This window comes from Turicibacter sanguinis (assembly GCF_013046825.1).
Classification (GTDB): Bacteria; Bacillota_I; Bacilli_A; order MOL361; family Turicibacteraceae; genus Turicibacter; species Turicibacter sanguinis.
The window spans coordinates 1,908,501-1,932,286 of record NZ_CP053187.1 but is presented as its reverse complement, the minus strand read 5'-3'; the positions used below and the strand labels follow the sequence as shown (position 1 = coordinate 1,932,286).

The 23,786-nt window shown below is 33.4% G+C and carries 21 protein-coding genes and 1 pseudogene; 3 read left to right on the top strand and 19 right to left on the bottom strand.

Going from position 1 to position 23,786, the window contains the following annotated elements:
- Window positions 1-3: 3 nt before the first annotated feature.
- From HLK68_RS09325 to HLK68_RS09290, 7 genes are all read right to left on the bottom strand, one after another.
- Window positions 4-336 carry a hypothetical protein gene (locus HLK68_RS09325; RefSeq protein WP_229040068.1) on the bottom strand — a complete coding sequence of 111 codons (333 nt, stop codon included), beginning with the start codon at window positions 334-336 and terminating at the stop codon, window positions 4-6.
- Window positions 323-1,597 carry a [Fe-Fe] hydrogenase large subunit C-terminal domain-containing protein gene (locus tag HLK68_RS09320; protein ID WP_006785691.1) on the bottom strand — a complete coding sequence of 425 codons (1,275 nt, stop codon included), beginning with the start codon at window positions 1,595-1,597 and terminating at the stop codon, window positions 323-325. Before HLK68_RS09320 ends, HLK68_RS09325 begins: the two co-directional genes overlap by 14 nt.
- Window positions 1,598-1,609: 12 nt before the next feature.
- Window positions 1,610-2,035 carry an ATP-binding protein gene (locus tag HLK68_RS09315; RefSeq protein WP_006785690.1) on the bottom strand — a complete coding sequence of 142 codons (426 nt, stop codon included), beginning with the start codon at window positions 2,033-2,035 and terminating at the stop codon, window positions 1,610-1,612.
- Between the two features lie 20 nt (window positions 2,036-2,055).
- A complete protein-coding gene (locus HLK68_RS09310; protein ID WP_006785689.1) occupies window positions 2,056-2,400 on the bottom strand; it encodes a hypothetical protein in 345 nt (114 codons plus the stop codon).
- 59 nt (window positions 2,401-2,459) lie between these two features.
- The gene (locus HLK68_RS09305) at window positions 2,460-2,936 is read right to left on the bottom strand and encodes an NADH-quinone oxidoreductase subunit NuoE family protein (protein ID WP_006785688.1); all 477 of its coding nucleotides are present in this window, start codon (window positions 2,934-2,936) and stop codon (window positions 2,460-2,462) included.
- Between the two features lie 457 nt (window positions 2,937-3,393).
- Window positions 3,394-3,483, bottom strand: a complete 90-nt coding sequence (locus HLK68_RS09300; protein ID WP_081448250.1) for a YjcZ family sporulation protein — start codon at window positions 3,481-3,483, stop codon at window positions 3,394-3,396.
- Window positions 3,484-3,764: 281 nt separating this feature from the next.
- Complete coding sequence (locus HLK68_RS09290; RefSeq protein WP_081448248.1) at window positions 3,765-3,857, bottom strand: YjcZ family sporulation protein; 93 nt, start codon at window positions 3,855-3,857, stop codon at window positions 3,765-3,767.
- Between the two features lie 187 nt (window positions 3,858-4,044).
- Between HLK68_RS09290 and HLK68_RS09285 the strand changes: the two genes are divergently transcribed.
- Window positions 4,045-5,694, top strand: coding sequence for a peptidylprolyl isomerase (locus HLK68_RS09285; RefSeq protein ID WP_055165092.1), 1,650 nt, complete (start codon window positions 4,045-4,047; stop codon window positions 5,692-5,694).
- A 41-nt stretch (window positions 5,695-5,735) separates the two neighbouring features.
- Here the strand turns inward: HLK68_RS09285 and HLK68_RS09280 are convergent, their stop codons facing one another.
- From HLK68_RS09280 to pulA, 4 genes are all read right to left on the bottom strand, one after another.
- Window positions 5,736-6,665 (bottom strand): 3'-5' exoribonuclease YhaM family protein, encoded by a 930-nt coding sequence (locus tag HLK68_RS09280; RefSeq protein WP_006785686.1) that lies wholly within the window; start codon window positions 6,663-6,665, stop codon window positions 5,736-5,738.
- On the bottom strand, window positions 6,655-8,133 hold the full coding sequence (gene hemZ, locus HLK68_RS09275) for a coproporphyrinogen dehydrogenase HemZ (RefSeq protein WP_006785685.1): 1,479 nt from the start codon (window positions 8,131-8,133) through the stop codon (window positions 6,655-6,657). Before hemZ ends, HLK68_RS09280 begins: the two co-directional genes overlap by 11 nt.
- 129 nt (window positions 8,134-8,262) lie before the next feature.
- A complete protein-coding gene (locus tag HLK68_RS09270) occupies window positions 8,263-8,448 on the bottom strand; it encodes a metal-sensing transcriptional repressor (RefSeq protein ID WP_006785684.1) in 186 nt (61 codons plus the stop codon).
- Between the two features lie 12 nt (window positions 8,449-8,460).
- Entirely contained in the window at window positions 8,461-10,590 is a 2,130-nt protein-coding gene (gene pulA, locus HLK68_RS09265; protein WP_132942660.1) for a type I pullulanase, read from the bottom strand.
- A gap of 542 nt (window positions 10,591-11,132) precedes the next feature.
- Between pulA and HLK68_RS09260 the strand changes: the two genes are divergently transcribed.
- Complete coding sequence (locus HLK68_RS09260; RefSeq protein WP_006785682.1) at window positions 11,133-11,765, top strand: YczE/YyaS/YitT family protein; 633 nt, start codon at window positions 11,133-11,135, stop codon at window positions 11,763-11,765.
- Between the two features lie 46 nt (window positions 11,766-11,811).
- Here the strand turns inward: HLK68_RS09260 and HLK68_RS09255 are convergent, their stop codons facing one another.
- Window positions 11,812-13,572: a helicase-related protein gene (locus HLK68_RS09255; RefSeq protein ID WP_006785681.1), complete on the bottom strand. Its 1,761-nt coding sequence runs from the start codon at window positions 13,570-13,572 to the stop codon at window positions 11,812-11,814.
- Between the two features lie 178 nt (window positions 13,573-13,750).
- Window positions 13,751-15,853 (bottom strand): sensor domain-containing diguanylate cyclase, encoded by a 2,103-nt coding sequence (locus HLK68_RS09250; RefSeq protein ID WP_238843649.1) that lies wholly within the window; start codon window positions 15,851-15,853, stop codon window positions 13,751-13,753.
- A 382-nt stretch (window positions 15,854-16,235) separates the two neighbouring features.
- On the opposite strand from HLK68_RS09250, the gene HLK68_RS09245 reads away from it, so the two are divergent.
- Window positions 16,236-17,342, top strand: a complete 1,107-nt coding sequence (locus tag HLK68_RS09245; RefSeq protein ID WP_132942659.1) for a DEAD/DEAH box helicase — start codon at window positions 16,236-16,238, stop codon at window positions 17,340-17,342.
- A 41-nt stretch (window positions 17,343-17,383) separates the two neighbouring features.
- On the opposite strand, the gene HLK68_RS09240 is transcribed toward HLK68_RS09245, so the two are convergent.
- From HLK68_RS09240 to HLK68_RS09215, 6 genes and pseudogenes are all read right to left on the bottom strand, one after another.
- Window positions 17,384-18,358 (bottom strand): IS30 family transposase, encoded by a 975-nt coding sequence (locus HLK68_RS09240; RefSeq protein WP_055164376.1) that lies wholly within the window; start codon window positions 18,356-18,358, stop codon window positions 17,384-17,386.
- Window positions 18,359-18,512: 154 nt separating this feature from the next.
- Window positions 18,513-19,073 carry a chromate transporter gene (locus HLK68_RS09235; protein ID WP_006785011.1) on the bottom strand — a complete coding sequence of 187 codons (561 nt, stop codon included), beginning with the start codon at window positions 19,071-19,073 and terminating at the stop codon, window positions 18,513-18,515.
- Window positions 19,070-19,648, bottom strand: a complete 579-nt coding sequence (locus tag HLK68_RS09230) for a chromate transporter (protein WP_006785010.1) — start codon at window positions 19,646-19,648, stop codon at window positions 19,070-19,072. The genes HLK68_RS09235 and HLK68_RS09230 overlap by 4 nt, the downstream gene beginning before the upstream one ends.
- A 151-nt stretch (window positions 19,649-19,799) precedes the next feature.
- On the bottom strand, window positions 19,800-21,230 hold the full coding sequence (locus tag HLK68_RS09225) for a glycoside hydrolase family 32 protein (protein WP_132942949.1): 1,431 nt from the start codon (window positions 21,228-21,230) through the stop codon (window positions 19,800-19,802).
- 25 nt (window positions 21,231-21,255) lie between these two features.
- Window positions 21,256-22,224 carry a carbohydrate kinase family protein gene (locus HLK68_RS09220; protein WP_006785008.1) on the bottom strand — a complete coding sequence of 323 codons (969 nt, stop codon included), beginning with the start codon at window positions 22,222-22,224 and terminating at the stop codon, window positions 21,256-21,258.
- Between the two features lie 84 nt (window positions 22,225-22,308).
- A pseudogene (locus tag HLK68_RS09215) lies at window positions 22,309-23,661 on the bottom strand (sucrose-specific PTS transporter subunit IIBC); the annotation flags it as partial.
- Window positions 23,662-23,786 lie beyond the last annotated feature (125 nt).

Here is a 23,786-nt window from a genome sequence, read left to right as displayed (position 1 = left end):
TCTTTAACTTAACGACAGTAATGCTTGAATCATTTCAACTGCACTACTATTTGTTTGCATCAATGCTATCTTGTGCTCTTTTGCTAATTGAATGGTTTCTTCTGGGATTTTAACCCCTTCTAAAACAATAACCCCACTTAATTCTAAAAGACTTGCAATTGCAATCACATTAGGATGAGCTTGAACGGTTAGCCATAACTGGCCTTTTTTCGCTTTTCCCATGACAAAGCTCAATAAATCACCAATATAAAAGCCTTCAACCTGTGTTATTTCTAAATCTTCACCACAAATTAATGTTAATCTTGAATCTAATAAAACTTGACTAAGTGTCAACATTATCACCTCTTTTTTTCTGTGTTAAAACAATACAATCCTCTAATCGTTTTAATCCAGCAACAATATCTTCCGCCAAAGCTCGACAAGAAGGTGACCCACATGCACAACAATCAATATTTGGGAGCTGATGATAGATGTCATTAATCTGTTGTAATTTGACTAATGAAGTAAAGAAATCATCATCTAATTTTGAAATATCAAAATGCTCTAATTCACTTTCAAATACCCAATCATAGGTATCAGACAATTCTTTTAGCATTTGTTTTTCCAACGAATCTGAAGGAATCACACTTTTGACGAGACGATTAATTTTACTCTTAGCAATGAATGGATTTTCAAGTGTGAATGTCCCTCCAACACAGCCACCTACACATGCATAACACTCTAAAACATTGATATGATTCAATTGCCCCATATCTAATTTTTCTAAAATTTCAACCACTTGATTCATTCCATCAACAGATAAACAATCAATTAATTGGGTAATTCTTCTAATCCCACCTACTTTAGCACATAAAATTCCGTTTAAAGAAACCGTGTGATTCAGCGTTTGAGGCGGATCATTTTCAATATGCTTTAAAATATCTTTGAAAATAGTTGAAAGTAAAAAGACGAAATTAATATTAGATTCCTTTTTACCGATCGGTTGTTTTATTTCCATATAATTAGCTAAACATTCGCTGATATAACTAATTCCGACTTCATCTGGATTCATCTTTAGTTGCTTTGCATACCTTTTTCGAATTAACTTGGCACAAATTTCAATTGGAAAATCAAATGGAACAAGATGATGATTCAAATCAGAATACTTAACTTGAATAAGTTTGACCACACTGGGACAGTGCGTCAAAATATATGGCATATTAGACAGCTTGCAACTTGTCACATAAGATTCAATTTTTTCTCCTAAACATTCATAAACAATTGAACTATCAAAAACAGCATCGAATCCAATATCATATAACGTTTGGTACACAATATTTAAATCTTCTAAATCTTTTATCATGCCATAAATCGCAATCGGTAAAATAGCCACATTAAACGGATATTGATTTAATTCTTCTAATCGCTCTTTTTTTAAGTCAAAGGCATGAACATGGCAAGTTGTAAAACATGCTCCGCAATTCACACACTTTTCTTCTATTAATTTGACTTTTCCATTGACAATTCGAATTGCTTCCGTAGGACAAACACGCATACATCGTGTACAACCGATACAATCATCAAAGTTTATTTTAATGCGATGATTATATCCTTTCATTTCATTAACCTCCTAACTAGGAATGAAATATGTCATACGAATAAATGTTCCGCCATTCGATGATTTAATTTCAAACTCATCTGAATGTTTTTTCATATTCGGCAATCCCATTCCGGCACCAAATCCCATTTCACGGGCTTTTTCTGATGCAGTCGAAAAACCCGCTTTCATCGCTAAATTAATATTTTCAATGCCTGGACCTTGATCAATAGAATATAGATGAATAGCTGAATTTGAAATTTCTAATTCAATGTCTCCACCCAGTGAGTGAATGACTAAATTAACTTCTGCTTCATAAGAGCAAATGACAATTTTCCGAATCAGTTCTCTAGACAACCCAAGCTGAGACAAGTATTTTTTAATTTCACTCGATACTTTTCCTGCATTCAAAAAATCATCTGCTTTTACTTTAAACACAAATCGTATATTATTCTTCATTTAGCCACCCTGCCATTTCATCAGACTTGTAATCCAACTAATCCCTCTTGATATAAAATTCCACTTGCTTCATACATCGTTAAATGCGTTCCTAGTAAAATCATATGATGATGTTTAGCTAATTCAATCATCTCTTGATTGGGTTGCTTTCCTCTTACAAATACAATGTACTTAATATCTAACATTTCAGCTGTACGTAGGGTCTGTACATGAGCAAGACCAGTAATCAATAAAATATCTTGATTAACATATGCCAAAACATCACTCATCAAATCGCAGGCAAAAGCACTCTCAATCTCATCATCTAATTGAAATTTAGTGAAGCACTTTGCATCTAGAAGACTCATAATCGTTGATACTTTCAACAATGTTCCCCCATTTCTACCTTCTAAAAAATACAACGCTTACATAATTGAATAATTCACTAGTTGTATTTTTTAAGAATACTAGATACTTGTGAAGCATCCATCTTTCCGTAAACATCGTCATTAATTGTAATAACCGGTGCTAGTCCACAAGCACCAATACATCTTGTAGCTACCAATGAAAATTTTCCATCTGATGTTGTTTGTTCAGGTTCAATCCCTAATTCCTCTTTGAATTTCTGTAAAATTGCTTGAGCACCTTTTACATAACAAGCTGTTCCTAAACAGACCCCGATCACATTTTCACCTTTTGGTTCAGTTGAAAATTGAGAATAAAAAGTCACGACCCCATGAATTCTTGAAACTGAAATCCCAGTGCGATTTGAAATAAACTTTTGAACTTCTAATGGAATGTAACCAAAAATATCTTGCGCCTCATGTAAAATTGGCATCAACCCTTCCGTCTCACTTAAATGTGATTGAATAAACACATCTAGCTTATTGAAATTCTCTGATGTTAAGCTTGTATGTTCCATAATAACCTCCCCTTTATTTTGGATTTCAAGGAGATTATACGATACCCCCTATTGCTTTGCAATGTGCCATCCACGTATTAATAATATTTATTTTTTCATTCTGTAATATTTCACACAATCTCTGTTTGTAATCGTTTTATACTTCCATTTTCCCACTCTTAAATGTCGAAAGAACATGCCTTTATAATTAAAGTCCCTTTCCCATCAAAAGATACCATTTAAAAACACAATCAATAGGATCATTTCCTTTGTTCAATTTAACATTTTCTTATTTTAAAGTATAAGGTTATGATGATTGTCAGACACTATATTAGGCGTTACCTTTTACAAAAAAAGAGACTTAACTTTCGTTAAGTCTCTTCCTCACCACCCTCTTCTGTCCCATTCTAATAGAAAACAATGGTGATATTTTCACTTCACACTTTAACCATTTACAAATTTTTTCGTATTTATATCGTTAGCAACCTAGTCCAACACCACAGCAGCATCCGATGATTACTAATAAAATAAATAAGACTAAAATAAATGCAAAATTATTTCCACACATAACTAACTCGCTCCCTTAATAATCACTAATTTTTTGTTCTTTTAAGAAAAGAACACTGAAACCTTTTTATCTAGGAATTAATTTAAAGCCTGATTAGAAAGCTCCAAATCCGCATCCACATCCGCATGCAATAATCACTAATAAGATGAATAAGACTAAAATAAATGCACAGCTATTTCCACACATAACAAGTTCGCTCCCTTAATAATCACTAATTTTTTGTTCTTTTTAAGAAAAGAACATTGAAACTTTCTTTATCTAGGAATTGATTTACAGCTTAATTAGAAAGCTCCAAATCCGCATCCGCATCCACATCCGATGATAACTAATAGGATGAATAATACTAAGATAAATGCACAACCATTACCGAACATTAATCTCAACTCCTTTCAAATTTCCCACTAAGTTTCCTGAGCTAATATATACTATGGTAAATTCATAATTTGGTTTATGTTTTTACCGAAATTCCACAAAAACCTACCAAAAATATATTGTTACCCATTTTGAAAAATGCTATCATTAAAAACGTTATAATATACCAATTAAGAGGATGTGAAAGTGATGAAAAAGTACTTCGCTGCAGCAGCCGCACTAGCCGTAACCTTAACGTTAGGTGCCTGTTCAAATAAAGATGAAGTGAGCATTAAATTACCAAATGGTAACGAGAATTTTATTACATCAGATGTATACAACGTAACTAAGCAAGAATTATTCAATGACATGGTTGAAACTGGAGGAATTGTAGCTCTACTTAATCAAGTGGATTACGATGTTTTATCAACAAAATATGAGATTGATACGACTCAAATTGATCAAATGATTGACATGTATAAATCAATTTATTCCGACTTCGATCAATTCTTAGCTCTTCAAGGATTCAATTCTGAAGAGGAGGTTCGCGAATATTTAGCATTAAATTTATATCGTGAAGCTGCTGTTAAAGCATCAATTACTGTAACAGATGAAGAAATTCAAGCGCGTTACGACGAAACATATAAAAAAGAGGAAACAACAATTGAGGAATCTTCTTCTGAAGCAACTACTGATGAAACAACAACTGAAGAGGCTACAACTGAAGAAATTCCAACGCTTGATGAGGTAAAAGATTCAATTACAGAAACATTAGTAAAAGAAAAAATGACAGATGAAGTTGTTGTAGCTGCCCTTGCTAAAGAGCGTGAGGATGCTGGATTTACAATCTATAATACGTTCTTACAAGATCAATACAAAGAAATCTCTTCAACTTATACTGAAAACAAAACTAAGAGTGATTTAATCGCTAAAACAAATGAAAAAGAATATACTGTTGAAGACTTATATAATGAATTAGTTCCTGCCTATGGATTATCAACTGGAATCTCAATCCTTGATACTCATCTATTAGAAGATAAATACTCTTATGATGAGAAAGAGGTTAAAGCTTTAATCGATGAGTTTAAAGTGAACTGGGGAAGCAACTACTATGCTTATATGGCACAATACGGATTAATGAACGATGAGGAAATCTTCAATTACTTCAAACTTGCTGCCTTACAAGATGCTGCTTTCGCCGCTGAATACCCAATTACTGACGAACAATTACAAGCTGCTTATAATGAATACACACCAAATATTAGCGCTCGTCACATCTTAGTAGAAGATGAAGAAACAGCTAAAGATTTAATTGCACAATTAGATGCTGCCGAAGATAAAGAAGCTAAATTCGAAGAATTAGCAAAAGAATATAGTAAAGATGGTTCAGCATCAAATGGCGGAGATTTAGGATCATTTGGAAAAGGTCAAATGGTATCTGAATTTGAAAATGCCGCATTTGCTTTAAACGTTGGTGAATACACTGAAGAACCCGTTAAAACACAATATGGATACCATGTTATCTACAAATATGCAGAAGATGAAAAGCCATCATTCGATGATTTAAAAGATGAATTAGAAACAACAATTCGCTCTGAAGAATATACTCAATTAAAATTAGAAGCGATTTTAATTAAATATCGTACAGAAGCAAATGTTAAATTCACAGATGAATCAGTTCAAAAACGTTATGATGCAATCGTAGCTAACATTCAAGATTCTTTATCTGCTGAAGAAGGAACTGATAACACAACAACTGAAGAAACTGCTACTCAATCATCAGATGATGTAACAACTGATGATGTAACAACTGATGAAGGAACAGACGCTTCTGATAACACAGAAGAAGCCGCTGAATAAAAAAAAGACTGAGAAGAAATTAAATCCTTCTCAGTCTTTTTTTATTTGTGTTTATAAAAACGGCGATTATCGAGCATAGGAACCCGTTCACTCATTTGAGAAATTTCGCAAGTTTTAAAAGCCGTCTCAAGAGCCGTCATTTTCGCAGAAACAACATCTAAGTAATGAACTAATTCTGCTTCTGCAATCATTGGTTCTTTTGGTGATCCCCATTCTAATTTACCATGATGTGCAATTATCATATGTTTTAATAAGATAGATTCTTCTCCCTCGCACTCTAGTTCTTTAGACATTTCATCAATGAGTGACACCATCATGCTGATATGCCCCACCATTAACCCTTCTAAGGTATATTCCGTGCTGACAAGATTTTCACATGTCATTTCAAATAATTTCCCCATATCATGTAAAATAATACCTGCATACACTAATTCTCGATTCAGCATCTCATACATGTCACAATACACGGCTGCGATTTTCAACATTTCATAGACATGTTGTGCAAGTCCTGAAATAAAAGCATGATGCATACGACTTGCAGCGGGATGACGGTAAAATTCAGTCTCATATTTGCTTAAAAAGGCATTTACAATATTTTTATAGTACCCCTCTTGCATTTGATTGACAAACGTTTCGATGTTGCTTTTTAAGACATCTGCTGGATAAGCAGAGGCCATGACATATTTAGAAATATCAAGATCCCCTTCTACGGGCTCTACTGTTTCGATATTGATTTGTTTTTGGGTATTATAAAGTTGAATAAGACCTTTAACCTTTACAACTTGGCCTGGATGAAATAGCGTTATTTCTTCTGGTTTAACACTCCATTTATTTGCGAAAATAGTACCCGTTTGATCAACAAATTCAAATCTTAAATATGATTTTTGCGCTGCATTTTTAGCGACGTTAACAGATTTGATTAACACTTGGATGGTTTGAACTTCTTTTACTTTTAAATCTTTAATTTGCATGGGTATCACCTATTTCTAAACTTTCAATTAGCGTTTCAATTTTCTTAGTTGCATACGTTTGATAAGAATCAATATACGTTTTTAAGTCTTTTGGATTATGAACTGACGTTCCAATTAAGTATTTACTCGAAGCTCCAACGCCAAGACCTAAAATATTTTGAGCTTCTTCCATAATTAAAATATTATAGATGCTTTCATGTCCTTCTTTGGAATACCCAATGTTCTCCATATTAGCGGAAATATTTTTCTGACGGTATAAATAATAAGGTAAATACTGTTGTTCTTTTGCAAAATCATACGTCATTCGACTCATACGTTCTAACTCTTCTTTACTTGCTGTCGTATATAACCCGCGATTTTGAGTAATTTTTGAACTACGTTTAAAGGCTAACATATGAACCGTCAATGATTCAGGTTGAAGTTCTTCGATTTGACTTAATGTATAGGCTAATTCTTTTTCTCCTTCATCAGGAAGCCCAACAATTAAGTCCATATTAATATTATCAAAATCGTATTCTTTAGCCATTTTAAATTTATCTATGACATCTTCTACCGTATGATGGCGACCAATACTGTCAAGCGTTGCTTGATTAAATGATTGAGGATTAATGCTGATACGATGGATGTCATATTCTTTTAATAATGATAATTTTTCGGGTGTAATGGTATCTGGACGTCCCGCTTCTACTGTGATTTCACGAACTTCAGAAGCATTAGCCACGTGTTCATATACCGTGATTAATAGTTTTTCAAACTGCTCTTTTGTTAAAGAAGTTGCTGTTCCTCCACCAAAGTAAATGGATGTAATTTTGAGTTGACGTTCTTTAATGAACGCTCCAACTAATTTAATTTCTTCTAGCAGTGCTTCAAGGAAGGGTTCAATCCATTTTTTGAACGGTTCTTGTGCATATGCTGGGAAGGTACAATACGCACATCGTGTCGGACAGAATGGAATTCCAATATAAAGACTAATTTCATTTTGGATGGTATGTAAGTCTGGAATAACTTTTAATTGGTGGTTCGCAACATCAAGTAATAAATTGATTTTTTCATCACTGACTAAGTATTCAGCCTGCATGTATTCTTTAATTTCTTGATCGGAATAACCTCGTTTTTTCATTCCGTGAACCAGTTTTGTTGGACGCATTCCGTTTAACAGTCCCCACGCCTGAATATGGCCGGTATGATGTTGTAATAGGAGTAAATAAACGGCTAAATAGGCATACTTACGTGTCTTTGATTCATTTGCTTCAAGTTGACGACGAATCGTTTGAACGTCTTGATTTAACGTTCCTGTGACGATTAGTTCATCTCCTTCTTTTTTTTCTTCATAATAAAAGATTAGGTCCGGCTGTTCTGATTCATTAATGGTTGAACTTGTAAAAAATGTCTGATTCAATACTTGCATGGCATTTAAAATTAGAGCATCTTCTACACCTAAAATCTTGATGTTTACTTGATTTGTCATCGTAACACTCCATTTCTCTAATAAAAAATCCTTAGCAGTGCTAAGGATTTTTCCCTATCTACTTCTGATAACCAAATCAATTGCCTCTTCTAATACTTGATTATCTTTATTCTTTGCTTCAATATACTGCTAAATACTATTTTCTAGATGATTGGCCACTGTATAACCAATGGCTCGATCAATGGCTGTTTTAGCAGCATTCATTTGATGAATAACCGAACGACAATCTTTTTCTTCTTCAATCATTCGAATCATTTCTCTATTTTGTCCTTCGACCCGTTTTAATCGATTGATGATATCTTTATCTGCTTCCATGTGGGATCTCCTTTATTTGACGATAATCGTTGTACTTAGAGGTTCTATGCTAAGCTCATTTCCAACTTCACCTAAAGAGGTTAAACCACTTTTAGAGGCATTTGCAATGATTTGTAATCCTTTTGTCATCACCGGAATTTCTACTGATCGATTTTGTGTATTGAAGAAGACATGAATTTCGTCCCATTCACCATATTCTTTAACATTTTTCAAAGTATATTCTATCACAGAATGATGATGTTGAAAAATACGAAGATGTTTTTTTACTAATAAAGAATTAGAAAATCTAAAAGCGCCATGTGCCTTTCTAATTTGAATGTATCCTCTTATCAAATCGATGCTTGATTGGTGTGATTTGGCCTCTTCCCAATTAATCGCATTAATTTCATCTGGCATATTATAGCTATTCTCAATTCCTTTTTTACTTCTAAAGAATTCTTGTCCAGACTGGATAAAAGGAATCCCTTGCGCAAAAATAACCATGGCTGTCGCTAATATTTGACGTTTTTGACGAATTTCATCACTCTCATCACCATTTGAAAGTTGCATGCGATCCCATAACGTGTGATTATCATGACATTCAATGTAGTTTATACTTTGTGAAGGTTGATAAAACATATACGTTTCTCCTTCACTTAATCCAGAACTTCCTGCTAATAATTGTTTTCCCACATTCGCATATCCAAAGTTTCCAAGTGCTAGGCCACGCTCTTGATGATTAAAAGTATGACCCTTTATATTATCTCTAAATGAGTCGTTAAAGTGTCCAATTTTAGGCATTTTATAAGCGTTGAATTTAGCTGCTTTTTGATTTTGAGGAAGTGGCGTATTCATATCCCAGCCTTCTCCATAAATCAAAATCGATGGATTTAATTCCTCACATAATTGATGAATTTCATTCATCGTATCTACATCTATAATCCCCATTAAGTCAAATCTAAACCCATCAATTCCATATTCTTCAACCCAGAATTTTACAGAGTCTAATACAAATTTGCGAACCATTAATCGATTAGTTGCTAAGTCATTTCCACACCCTGTTCCATCTGATGGCATTCCTTGATAGTCATAGCGATAAAAGTATGTTGGAACCATTGCATCAAAAGGAAAAGTGCGTCGTTCATATACGTGATTGTATACCACATCCATAATAACACCAAATCCATTTTCATGTAGTGTATTAATTAATTTTCTTAATTCATTAATACGAGCATACGGATTCGTGGCATCTGTTGAATAACTTCCTTCTGGAACGTTGTATTGAACAGGATTATACCCCCAGTTATAACTTTTTTGTGGATTTAATTCATCAACACCTTCAAAATCAAATATCGGAAGTAATTGAATATGGGTCACACCTAATTTTTTCAAATAATCTAGTCCTGCATTACTCCCTTCTAACCATTCTGTTAAGCCTAAATATTTCCCTTTATGCCTAATGAATTCATCATTAATTGTAAAATCTCTGACACTAAGTTCATAAATAATGGCATCTGTTGGTTGATTAAGTTGGGGTCTAATATCATGATTAATTGTTTCGCATAAAGCGGGATCAATAATGACACTATAAGTCGCATTAGCAGTCGATGCGATGCCATATGGATCAATGGTTTCTTGTTTAACGAGATTATTTACGATTTCATAACGATAACGATATCCCTCTAAATCTTGATAAACCGTTAATTCCCAAATTCCTTTTGATCTTCGTTTCATTTTGCGATAATGCGTCACATCCTCTTCATAAAGGACTAGTTGGACTTGTGTCGCTGTTGGCGCCCATAATTTAAAGCGTGTCATTGTCTTAGAGTAAGTCGCTCCTAAATCGTCTCCAGTATAATAAAAACGCTTATCGAATTCATCTGTTCTCGCAATATAGCCTAAAAATAAATAGCTATCATTATTATAACAATCCATGACCCTATATTCTTGCCCTACTTCAACAAACCCTTGAATCGATAAAATATATTTTAGCTCATTTCCAAAATCAAATTTTTCTTCTACTTTTAACTCGAGTACTTCCTGATTCATTAGATTAACTAATCTAAAAGGTGCAATTTCCCCTCCATAATAACTCTTTGGTACTAAGATCGTAATTTTATTATATTCATCTAAGTATGATGAAAACCTTCCTTGAATATTCATTATTTCATGCCCCTCCTAACTACTATTCTTTCTATCTCATGATTCACCTTCATCTTTGACTATTTTTTATTGATTCATTCATTTCACCTGATCAAAATATAAAATAAGGCGCTTTAATATATGTTATTTTTACCCCCTAAAAATAGTACGAACTCATACATCAATTTTACCATTTTAATCTTTTATTAACAATAATTGTAATTTTTTTGAAATGTTTTTTTAATTTTTATCTGCAATTTTCTATAAAAAATATATGTTTTTTTGTCACATTTACTTCGTGCAAAAAAACATCAAAAACATTGGTATTATAATAAAAACGGATACACTAAACCTCCACATTGTTTTAAAAAAATAAATAAAATTTGATAATAGCAACAATGTTTTCGCTTACTTTTTAATTGACAACTCCTATTTGTTTTTGTATGATATTACCTGAAATTAATAAATTTAAAGCGCATGCAATTCGAATATAGAACATGTCTTAAATTCACATTTTTATCAATCGTTATCTAAAAGTAAAACACACTATCGGAGGGACTATAATGAAACAAAAGAATTTCAAAAATTTTATCTTTAGAATTTTATGCTTTATCGTGGGATGCTTCATCATTCAAATTGGAGTTTCATTCTTTATCAAATCAAATACTGGAGTAGACTCAGTCACAATCTTTATGCAAGGTTTATCAAATATTCTTCACATCACGGTTGGTCAAGCAAACATGCTATTCATGGGAATTGTCTTTGTTGGTATTTTAATTTTTGCGCGTGAGTATATTCGTTTAGGAACATTCTTAGCTGTTGTTACAGCTGGACCCTTTTTAGATCTTTTAAATCAATTATTCGATCCACTTGGAATTGAATCATTACCTTTAATCGTTCGATTAGCTATCGTTGCAATTAGCTGTGTTGTTATTGCAATTGGATTCTCAATCTTAAAATCAGCTAATTTAAGTGTTGCACCAACAGACCAATTACCAATTATTATTTGCGATAAATTAAAGTGGCAATATAAATGGGTTCGTATTACATTTGATGTTATCTTGGTTGTTCTTGGATTCACGTTAGGTGGGAAATTAGGTCTTGGAACAATTATTGCAACATTATTAATCGGACCTTGTATCCAATTCTTCTTAACTCCAATTGAAACAAAAATTACGCAATTAAGTCGCGCTTAATAGTTAAAAGAGCATCTATCTCATAGATAAATGCTCTTTTTTTGATTTAAAGACAGTGTAATAAATAATTTAATTTTTTACTAATTTTCGCTCGTTCTCGGTATACCCAATTCACATCAAATATTAAATTAAATGATTTTGAAAAATTATAATAGAGATTAACTTCTTGATAATGAATCTCTAACAAATCGAGGTCTTCTGAGTGAATTTTTGGCTTAGTTAATTCGAAGTTCCCATCAACAAACACTTCCTCAATAAAGAACAACAATAAATTTAACAATTCTGGATTTGTAAAATTAATGGGGAGTTTCATCACTTTCCATTGATCGTTTTGCGATAATTTATAGGGCTTAATTTGTTCTAAAATAAATAGATAATGGCTAACATCCATTTTTTGATAATACGAAAATTCGTCATAATACATAGACCATATCGCTAACTTTTCAATCAATGGAATCCCTTTTATTTGAAGTAATAATTCCGTCGGTCCAATGATTGCTTTCTCAATCAATCGATCTTCGCACTCTAATTTTTCTTGAAGCCTCCCCAAATACTCATCGATACTCGTCACATATCCAACTTCATAGATTCCTTTCCTTCCAGCCCGACCTGCAATTTGCTTGACCTCTTGTGACGTTAACTCTCTAATATCTTCACCATCAAATTTTTTTAAACTCGTAAACACAATACGTTTAATGGGTAAATTAACTCCCATTCCAATCGCATCTGTTGTAATTAACAATTCACTTTCTCCACTACTAAACATCGAATATTGTAACCGTCTCACCTCAGGTGGCAGATCGCCATAAATGACACTGACTTTATAGCCTCGATCTTGATAATATCGTGATAGCTCCAGAACTTTTTTCTTAGAAAAAGCAATTAACGCATCTCCAGCAGAAGGATTATTCATTTGATACGGCGTCTGCTCTAGTTTCAAAGGAGTATTCCGATAATATTCTTTTATCTCGTATTCCTCACCACAATCCTCAATTAATTGAATTAATAATTTTTTTGTATTTAAAGCACCACAAATATGAATGTCTTGACTCATTAATCCTAAGATTGCTTTTGTCCAAGACGCCCCTCTAATAACATCGCCTATTAACTGAACTTCATCAATCACGGCTACATCATATAATTGATTCAAATCTAATTTTTCAATCGTACAGCTAATATGATTAGCATTCGTGACGATAATTTCTTCTTCCCCTGTTAAAAGATGACAGGGAATTTGAGACTGATTTAGATTTTCATAATTTTCTAAAGCTAGTAAACGTAAAGGTGCTAGATAAATGCCGCGCTTAGATTTTTTCAAAGCCTCGATCGCATGATAAGTTTTTCCTGTATTCGTTTCTCCAAGATGAAGATAAAACTTTCGCTTCATTTGCCTCGTTTTTTTATATTCATCTTTTGGGTTAATTGGGAGATAGCATTGAAAATCATGATTCATTAATCTAGGAAGATAAATACCTTGTAGCACACATAAAATTCCACTGTTAATAAAAGCCTCTTTGTAAGATGAGGTGAGGTCTTCAAAATTATAATCGGTTTGATTTTCTTCATTGTAATGACTTAAGATTTTTCGTGAAATATCGTTTAATAACAATACATAGTCATTATATAAAATTTCTCCCCCGTATTCTTCCATATCTGGTAGTTGTTTTAATATTTTAATTTTTTTTCGGATGAGTGCTTCCTCATTCATTAACAGATGAAGCGATGCTTTTTTGCTATTTTCTTGTAAATGTGAAAGATGTATTCGAAGTTTTTTAATTTCTTTTTCAATTCCGTGACTTTTTTTCATTAGGCACCTCTCTCACGTTTTGCCATCAAGCCTCATAGAGGTAATAAAATTCCTTACTAAATCTTATGCATGTGCCCCCTTCTTTTATCACATCAACACTCTAGTATAAGCCTATTTAAAATAAATCTTAAGTGATGAGTCTTTTAAGGTTAATAAAAAAAACTACTACTTAATAAAATTAAGCAATAGTCTCCTTATTTTCAAGCATGCTGTACGGCGTCACTTTATTACGTCCTGTCGTTTTAGAATAATACATAGCCAGATCAGCAAAATGAATGCCTTCTTCCGCAGATAAAGAACCTTGTTCGTATTCATAAACGCCAAAACTAGCCGTAATTGAAGGAAAGTGCTCTTTTATTCTTTTTACGCTAAGGGTTAACAATTCTTCTCTGATTTTCTCAGCAAATACTAATGCCTTCGACTCAGTATAACCTTGCAAGAAAATAACAAATTCTTCTCCTCCATATCGTCCGATATGAATATTTGAATTAACTTTCTTTGTTAAAAGTAATCCTACTTTTTGAATCACCTCATCTCCAACTAGATGACCAAATGTGTCATTAATCTTTTTAAAGTGATCAATGTCTAACATTAAAACACAGCAGCGATCATTGTGAGCCGATTTAAGCATTTGTTCCCCTTTTTTTAGAACTTGAACTCGATTATTTAGACCTGTCAATCCATCATAACGAGCTAAGTAATTTGCCTTTTTATATAATTTAGCATTTTCAAGCGCGATAGCAATGTAAGATGCTAATATACTTAACTTGCTTAAATCACGCTCTGAGTATTGATTTTTCTCATAACTTTGAATGGTAATGTAACCTTTTACCTCATCTTGAATGAGTAGGGGACAACATAATAAGGATTGTATTCCCTTCTGAAGTAAAATGGTTTTATCTTTTTCAAGATGATAGTGTTTGTACTCTGTTAAAAGATCATGGATAATTAAACTTTTTTTATGTTTAATACAGTAGACACCTAAACTATTTTCATCATCAAGTTGGATATGCCCTGAATCCACATAGTCCCCGTCTTGCATATAGATAGCATATTTTAAACTTTCTTCTTCCTGATTTAATTCTGTTATCGCCATGACATTAGAACTAATCAAGTTAGCTAATTCATCGTGAATTCTTAATAATAGTTGCTTATAACTTAAATTCGTTGTTAAGGATTGACCAATCGATGAAATAATTTGAAGTTCATCATATAGCGTTTTAATAATTCTTAATTCATATGCAGACATTTCCTGTGTTAACTTTTTACCCCATAACTCAGTTCTAGCTAATTCTAACGTTTTTTCATGCTCATACTTAATTTCATAATAGTTTAACGCCTTTTCAAAATCATGGATTGCTTTATACAACTCAATCAATGTCCCACATAATTGTGAGAAAAAGAGTGGATCAACTTTTCGATTGGCCTGTTGATAAGCTTTTAGCAAATAATCCTCGGCTTTTTCATATCGCTTTTGTTGCAAACAGATTTTTGCCCATTCCAAATACGTCTTCATTTTTTCCTGTTTTAACTGATATTGAATCGCAATTTCTTCACTCTTTTGAAAATTCAAGTCACTTCCTACTTCATCCCCCATACTATGTAGCAGTCGTGCCTTTAAACGGAATGAATCAGCAAATGCAATCGGATAACCTAATTCATAAGATCTCTTGATTACGTCATCTAAGATGACTTTAGATTTTTTCAAATTACCCTCTACTAAACATAATTCTGCTTCCGTTTGTAAAAAAACTAACTCATTCATTTTCGTTGTGTTAATGTTTAAATAATTAACTCTTTCTTGAACTTCTCGAGCTTCTTTATATTTTTCTAATCTTAAATAATGAATCACGGTATTTCCTAAAAGATGAGCCACATATTTTGGATCTTCTAAACCTTCTGAAAGTTTAATTCCTTTTACTCCCCATTCTTGACTCTCCGTATATAGTCCGGTGTGAAAATACACGCACATTAACGCATTACATACTGATACCATTCCATCAACTGCGTTTAAACTTTCATAAATCTGATAAGACTCTAACAAATAATCAACCGCAATATCATATATCCCATCTTCGCCACTGAACCATGCTACCACATGAAGCATGCCGGCCTGTGCTAATTTTAATTGATGTTTTTTAGTAAAGATTAAAATCTGTTCTAAATCAGATAAAGATAATTTTTTTCCACGTTTTTGATCCCCTAAAATTGACATTAGCTTTAAAATGTATGATTCATCCTGTAATAATTTATCGCAATATAATTTGATATTGTGATTCATGCTAGTCACTACGATCACTCCCTGTATCAGCCCATTTCTCTTCTATTCTCAACTAACCAAAGTTTAACACATTTTTTCTTTTGTTTTGTGTTTTACCTCCTATTTCATACATTTTATTGCATTTATTAGTAAATTATCATCATCTTTATTGATTAATCCGCCTTTTGTGTGCAAATGAACACTTTTTTTATCATTATTTTAGAGTTAAAATAGTCTTATAAGGGTTCATTGGGGAATGAATTCTTATTGAGGGTAGTGTTAGATATATATCGTTCTTTGACCATCTAGGTAAGATGGTCTTTTTTTAAATTGAAAATTAGGTAAATCTATCAGACTATGGTATGATTAAGGTAATAAATTTAACAACGAGAGGTAATTCAATATGAACTTTAAAACATTAGGTGTTAGTGATGATCTGATTCAAGTTTTAAAAAAATCTGGTATCACTTCACCTACTCCTATTCAAGAACAATGCTATCCCTTAATTAAAAATTATAAAGATGTCATTGCTCAAGCCCAAACTGGAACTGGAAAAACATTAGCATTCTTACTGCCACTTTTTGAAAATATTTCACCTGATATCGAAGCAACACAAGCTTTGATTATTACACCAACTCGTGAATTAGCCTTGCAAATTACAGAAGAAGCTAATAAACTAGCAGAAATTCGAAACATTAATGTTTTAGCCGCATATGGAGGTCGCAACATTGGTTCTCAATTAAATAAGCTAAAAAAATCAATTCATCTGATTATCGCAACGCCAGGTCGCTTAATTGATCACCTAGAACGTCAAACGATTACTTTAGATAAAGTCAAATCTGTTGTTATTGATGAAGCAGATCAAATGTTATTAATGGGATTTAGAAATGAAGTGGATCAAATCTTACGTCAAACGCCAAGAAATAGACAGACCTTATGTTTTTCTGCTACAATGGCACCAAACGTTAAACGTCTAGCGTACCGTTATTCATATGATCCAACAATGATTACGATTGAAGCTAAAAAAGTTGCTGTTGAAAGTATTAAGCAAGAATTAGTTGAAACGACGGATCGTTGGAAGGCTGATGCACTTTGTCAAGTTCTTGAAGAAGATAACCCATTTTTAGCGATTATTTTCTGTCGTACGAAACGTCGTGCTGATCAATTATTCGCTAAAATGAAGCAACGTGGTTTCAATACCCAAGTCATTCACAGTGACATTGCTCAAAATAAACGCGAGCGTATTTTAAAGTCATTTAGAGAGGCTAATTTACAATATTTAATTGCAACAGATGTAGCATCACGTGGCCTTGATATTAGTGGAGTGACTCATATTTATAATTATGATATCCCTGAAACACCAGAAACTTATATTCATCGTATCGGACGTACAGGTCGCGCTGGTGAAGAAGGGTATACTTGTTTATTCGTTGCTCCAAAAGATGACTTTGAATTAAATGCTATTGAACGTAAATTACGCTTTAATATTCCAAGACGTCATTTAAAATAACCTGAGTTGTCAATTTAAATCAGACAATTATTCATCACAAACTAAGCAATTGGAAGGAGTGAATCTAATCCAGTTGCTTTTTTCATGATTTCTTCTGGTGTGTAATAGTTTAAAGATCTTCTGGGTACACGATTATATTTCATCGCAATTTCATTTAATTTCTTTTGTGAATGTACGGATAAATCCGTGGATTTCGGTAGATCTTGTCTAACGATACTATTTGAATTCTCATTCAATCCTCGTTGTCCTGGTGCTCCTGGATCACTAAAGTAAATCTCAAGAGGTATCTTGCTTTCTTGTTCAATTTCTTTCCATCTAGAAAACTCTTTTCCTCGATCAAAGGTTATTGTTTTGATGTCGATTTCAACTTGTTCATTTAGCCAATTTAATGTCGCATCTTTGACATCTTGACTCTTACGACTTGCTTTTAATAGTACGATATATTTACTTTTCTTTTCAACTAAAGTGACAATGGCTGATTCACGATTCTTACCGACAATGGTATCCCCTTCAAAGTGCCCATATTCTTGATTCATCGAAGCTTTAGGATACTGCTTATCTCGCTCATGAATGGTTTTACAATCATTAATTCTCCCACGTGTTTCTTTGTGATTTTTAGGGTTATTCTTTCCTTTTCGACGGAGCTTTTTAGCGTCAATGACTCCATTTTTAACAAGCTTATATAATGTTTTAGTCGAGACTCTTTCTGAGTGATCCATGATCTTATCACGACCCGCGATAGCATCTAATGACCACCCTTGACCTAATAACTCATGAATATTCTTTAACTTCTGTTCTGATAACACACGTTCTTTTCTCCCACAACGCTTTTTATTTTGCTTGTAAGTGGAGTAGATTTCTTCAACTGTTAATCCTTGTTTGAATAAGCGATAATAGCGATACACTTTGTCTTTTCCAATGTTCATGCGACGTGCACATTCACGAGCGTTAACTCCTAAATAATAATTTGACTCTATATTTGTCAGCTGATTTATGTTAAGATGATGATAAGACATAGATGAAAACTCCTTAATTTGTTTGGCGATGAATTAAGTGTACCATCTATGTCTTTTTTATTACCATTAAATACGTTTACCAGTTGTCTGACTTAATTATATAATTCAGGTAATAAAAAAGAACAAGTCATATGACTTGTTCTTTTTTATTATTTTAAATGAATTGTAGGATAACGGAAATTCCTCCTGCTATAAGCATGACCGTAATCGGATTAAGCTTAAACTTACGAAGTCCAATTAAACTAAGTATAAAAAGAATCACAGACACCACCTGAAGATGATTCAAATTCGGTGGCCATATTTCCTCCCCAAAAAAAGATAAACAAATAATGGATACACCTGCACTAGCAATTAATGCGACAACGGCAGGACGTAAACCGAACAGAATCCCCTTTATAATCGGTAATTCTTTGTATCGCTGATATAAAAAGGCTAAGGTTAAGACAATGATACAAGATGGAGAAACACACCCCATTGTTGCAATAATGGCTCCTAGAAGTCCTGCAATTTGCATTCCAACAAAGGTTGCAGCATTAATTGCAATCGGACCCGGTGTCATTTGCGAAATCGTTATAATATCTGTGAATCCCGTCATACTTAACCAACCATTTTGTACAACAACTTGTTCCTCTATCAGAGGTAATGCCGCATATCCTCCTCCAAAACTAAATAGACCTATTTGAAAAAAACTAAGAAATAGTTTTAGATAAATCATTCTGTCACCTCATCTCCCTTTGTTTCTCTATGTTTATGAACTAAAAATGCTCCGATTAGTGCACATGTGATGATAATTAAAATTAGATTCACATTGAAAATATAACTGAGTATAAAAACGATTAACATCATCCAAATCATCTTTTTCCCACTATCTTTCACAAGATTATTTGCCATGCCAAAAACAACATCTACAATAACAGCTCCAATCGCTGCTTGCATTCCAAACATCAATGCACCCACCAAAATACTTTCTCTAAACAATTGATAAAACATTGAAATAACCGATAAAATAATTAAAGGTGGTAAAACTGTCGCTAAGATAGTGATAAATGCTCCTAAAATTCCAGCTAATCGATATCCAACTAAAATGGCAGCATTAACCGCCATTGCCCCTGGTGCTGATTGTGCAATTGCAGTCAAATCGAGCATTTCTTTTTCATCTAACCACTCTAATTCATTAACAAATTTCTTTCTCATTAATGGAACAATGACATAGCCACCACCAAAAGTAAAAGCACTCAAACAAAACGTTGAATAAAATAGTTTAAAGTAAAAATTAGCGTCCTTTTTCATACTCTCTCTCCCATATCAAAGCTATTTCTATCATTATAACACGTTTAGAATTTTACTAAAGTATAATTTCCATATTTTATATCATTATGTTAATTTGTTAGTTAGGTATGTGTAAAAAAAGAGAAATCACATGTGATTTCTCTTTTTTACATTATAATTGCCATTTTACAAGATTAACTTGCCCTTCACCTTCAAGAACTAAGTTTTGATCAACTTCCTTATTATAAATACGAGTTGTAAAGACTTCTGCTCCATTATTTAAATAAACTTCTACGATTGAATGATCGGAATAAATATGAAGATTTTCAATCGTGTCAACCGCAACCGAACGTTCATCACGCCCATATCCACTTTCACCTAACGCTAATGTAAAAATACCATTTTCATAAGATAATTTTAAATCTTCACGAAGTGTAAGTCTAAATTTCGTTGAGTTAGTAAATTCTAAGTTTAATTCAAAAGCATAGTTTTCGAATAATTCAATTTCCTTCTTTTCACCTAAAGATAAATTATTCATGGCAATTTCTGATTGACGCATCGCTTTTAGTTCGTCAACAGGTAATTGATAAATTTTATCACCTTTTAAGACAAGTTGACGTGGAAGGGTTAAACAATGTTGCCATTCATTTTCAATCGTTGGATTCCTATGTTCAATTGCATCCGGAACACCTGCCCAACCATACATAATCACACGTCCATCATGATTAATAAATGTTTGTGGCGCATAAAAATCAAATCCGCGATCTAGCTCATCAAATTCTCCTAGATTTAAAACATGTTTAGATTCATCAAATGAACCAATCGCATATCCACTTTGATAAACATTATGGAATTTTAATCCTTTAGCGTCTATTCCTTGTGGTGAGAACATAAAAACATCTTTACCTTCTAACTTGAATGTATCTGGACACTCCCACATGAATCCCATGTCATCAAGTCCACCAGCAGGAACGCTTAATAATTTCCAATCCGCTAAATTAGTTGATTGGTATAGTAAAACATATCCTTTATCGTCAACAGAACGAGCTCCTAAAACCATGTAGAACATTCCATCTTCTTCCCAAACTTTTGGATCACGAACATGAAGGCCCATATTTTTAGGATAATCTTCATTTGTTAATAAAACTTGTTTTTCTGAAAAGTTAAATCCATCACTTGATTTAACCATAATTACATTTTGTTCACGTCCTGTTAAGATGTAATCATGATTCCCCTCATGTTTAACATTCCCTGTATAAAATAAGTACATTTCATCATTATGAATAATGGCTGAACCCGAATAAACTCCATCAACATCTGCCGCAATATCTGGATATAAGGCAATTTCATGCTCTGTCCAATTTACCATATCTGGCGATGTATAATGTCCCCAAAATTTTAAGCCACCCTTTGCATCAAGTGGAGAGTATTGATAAAACACATGGTATAAACCTTTAAAATAACATAATCCATTCGGATCATTAATCCATCCCATTGGGGCCATAATATGATACTTATTGCGCCAAGCATCCGTTGCAACTTTATTCATTACTTCGTGTTTGTGGGCTTCAATTTCTTTAATAAACTGCTCTTTTGTCATCATGCTCTAGCCTCCCATTTTTTATAGCTTAGCGATTCATCATTTCAATGACTGCTTCTGTTGTTGGTAAGGCTGCAATTGCACCTTTTTTAGAAACTGTTAGTGCTGCTGTTGCGGCTGAAAACGTTAAGATTTCTACTACTTTAGCTTCATCTAAATTCACTAATTCTTCTAAGTTTGTCGCTGCTTTTGAAACTTGATATAAGAATGATCCGATATAAGAGTCTCCTGCCCCAGTCGTATCTTCTGCTTTTACCTTAAATGATGGAACTGAAATATTACGTTCTTTCGTAATAAATTCTGCACCCTCCGTCCCCTTCGTATAGATGACAACTTCAACTTGACCAACAAATAATGATTTTAGTGCTTCTTGTTCGTCTTTAATTCCTGTGATAAATTCTAATTCCTCATCACTAATTTTCACGATATTTGATAATGGTAAGAATTCTAAAATAGCTTGACGGCAAGCTTCTGGTGTTTTCCATAAAGGTAAGCGAACATTTGGATCGAAACTGATGATTCCATTATGCTTCGTTGTATATTCAATCGCTTTTTTATGTGCCTCTTTAATTGGAGCATCAATTAGGCTTACTGAACAGAAGTGTAAGATAATTCCTTCTTCAAAATCTTCTTCACAAATTTCTTCAGCACTTAATAACATATCTGCACTTGGATTTCGATAGAATGAGAAATCACGCTCTCCATCTTCTTTTAATGATACAAATGCTAAAGCTGTATTCGCCTCATTTGTACGACTAATGCGTGACACATCAACACCTAAAGGTTTAACTTCTTCTAAGATGGCATCTCCAAATCCATCTACCCCTAACTTGGTTAACATTTGTGCACGACCACCTAATTTTGCAACGGCTGCTGCCACATTTAATGGTGCTCCTCCTGGAACACGCACAAATCCTTCAACGTCTTTTAAAGCGACTCCTTTTTGTTGTGGAATAAAATCAATTAATGCTTCTCCGATTGCAATGACTTTTTTCATGATACCGTTCTCCTTTTCTTTATATACGCAAAACTGAATAGTGGGAAACTCCCATTATTCATCTTTGATCTCAATATTTAAATATTAGTTTTCTTCTTTAATTCCAAGAATCCATGTTGCAATAAATGCACCTGCAAGTGCAATTCCCATTGCGATTAAATAATTTAACATTGTTCCTGGTGCAGTGATAGCTAAGGCTGGTAATCCAGTTACACCAACAGCTGTAAATAATACTTTAGTCATCACAACATATGCTCCACCTAAAGCACCACCAATTGCTGCCCCGATAAATGGACGACCATACTTCATATTTACACCGAAGATTGCTGCTTCTGTTACACCGAATAAGCAACTAACTGCCGATGGTAAAGCGATTGCTTTTGTTTTAGCATTTTTAGTCATAAAGTAAACTGCGAATGCTGCCCCACCTTGTGCCACGTTTGCCATTGCCCAGATTGGTAATAATGGATTGAATCCAGTATTTCCAATTAACTCTAATTCAACAGCATGGAAACTATGGTGAATCCCAGTGATAACAACTGATGAATAAGTTCCACCTAATAATAATCCTGCGAAGATTCCAAAGTTATTTAGGGCATACGTGAAGAATGTTGAGATTGCTCCACCTACTGTGTTAGCGATTGGTCCGATAACTACTAAAGCTAAGAATCCAGTTACTAGGACTGTAATTAATGGAGTTAATAAAATATCTAACATCTTAGGTACGAATTTACGAGTATATTTCTCAACATAAGACATAACAAAGATCACAATTAAGATTGGTAAAACAGTTCCTTGGTATCCAAGTAATGGCATATCAAATAATCCCATAACACTAACTGTTTCATATCCTGTCCCTTGTGTCCAAGCATTTTGTAAAGCAGGGTGAATCATAATTCCCCCGATTGTTGCTGCTAAGTAAGGATTACACTTGAATTGTTTTGCTGCAGAGATTGCAATTAAAATTGGTAAGAAGTTAAAAGCTGCTGATGAGAACATATCTAATAACATGAACCACCATTCTTCTTTTAAATGTCCTAAACCAACTTTATCAACAACTCCTAAAATTCCCATTAATAATCCAGCGGCTACAATTGCAGGAATAATTGGAACGAAAATGTTTGATAACATACGGCAGAAACGTTGGAAAGGATTTAATTTTTCCATCGCAGCATCTTTAACATCCGCCGTACTCATTTCTTGAATTCCAGCAAGTGATGCTAATTCTGCATAAACGCGATTAACTGTCCCTTGTCCAATAATAATTTGGAACTGTCCAGCCGTTGAAAATACACCTTTTACAATATCCATTTTTTCAATCGCAGCTTGATCAACCTTTGATTCATCTTTTAAAACTAAACGTAAACGTGTTGCACAATGTGCAGCACTATTAACATTCTCTGCTCCACCAATAGCAGAAAGGATAGCTTTTGCTACTTCAGCATAATTTTAATTTGCCATTGAGTACTCCTCCTCAAATTTCATATTTACAAGCTCTACTTTAAGATAATCATTTATTCGGGACATTATCTTAAAGATTAGATCGACCCCATGATAGGTCT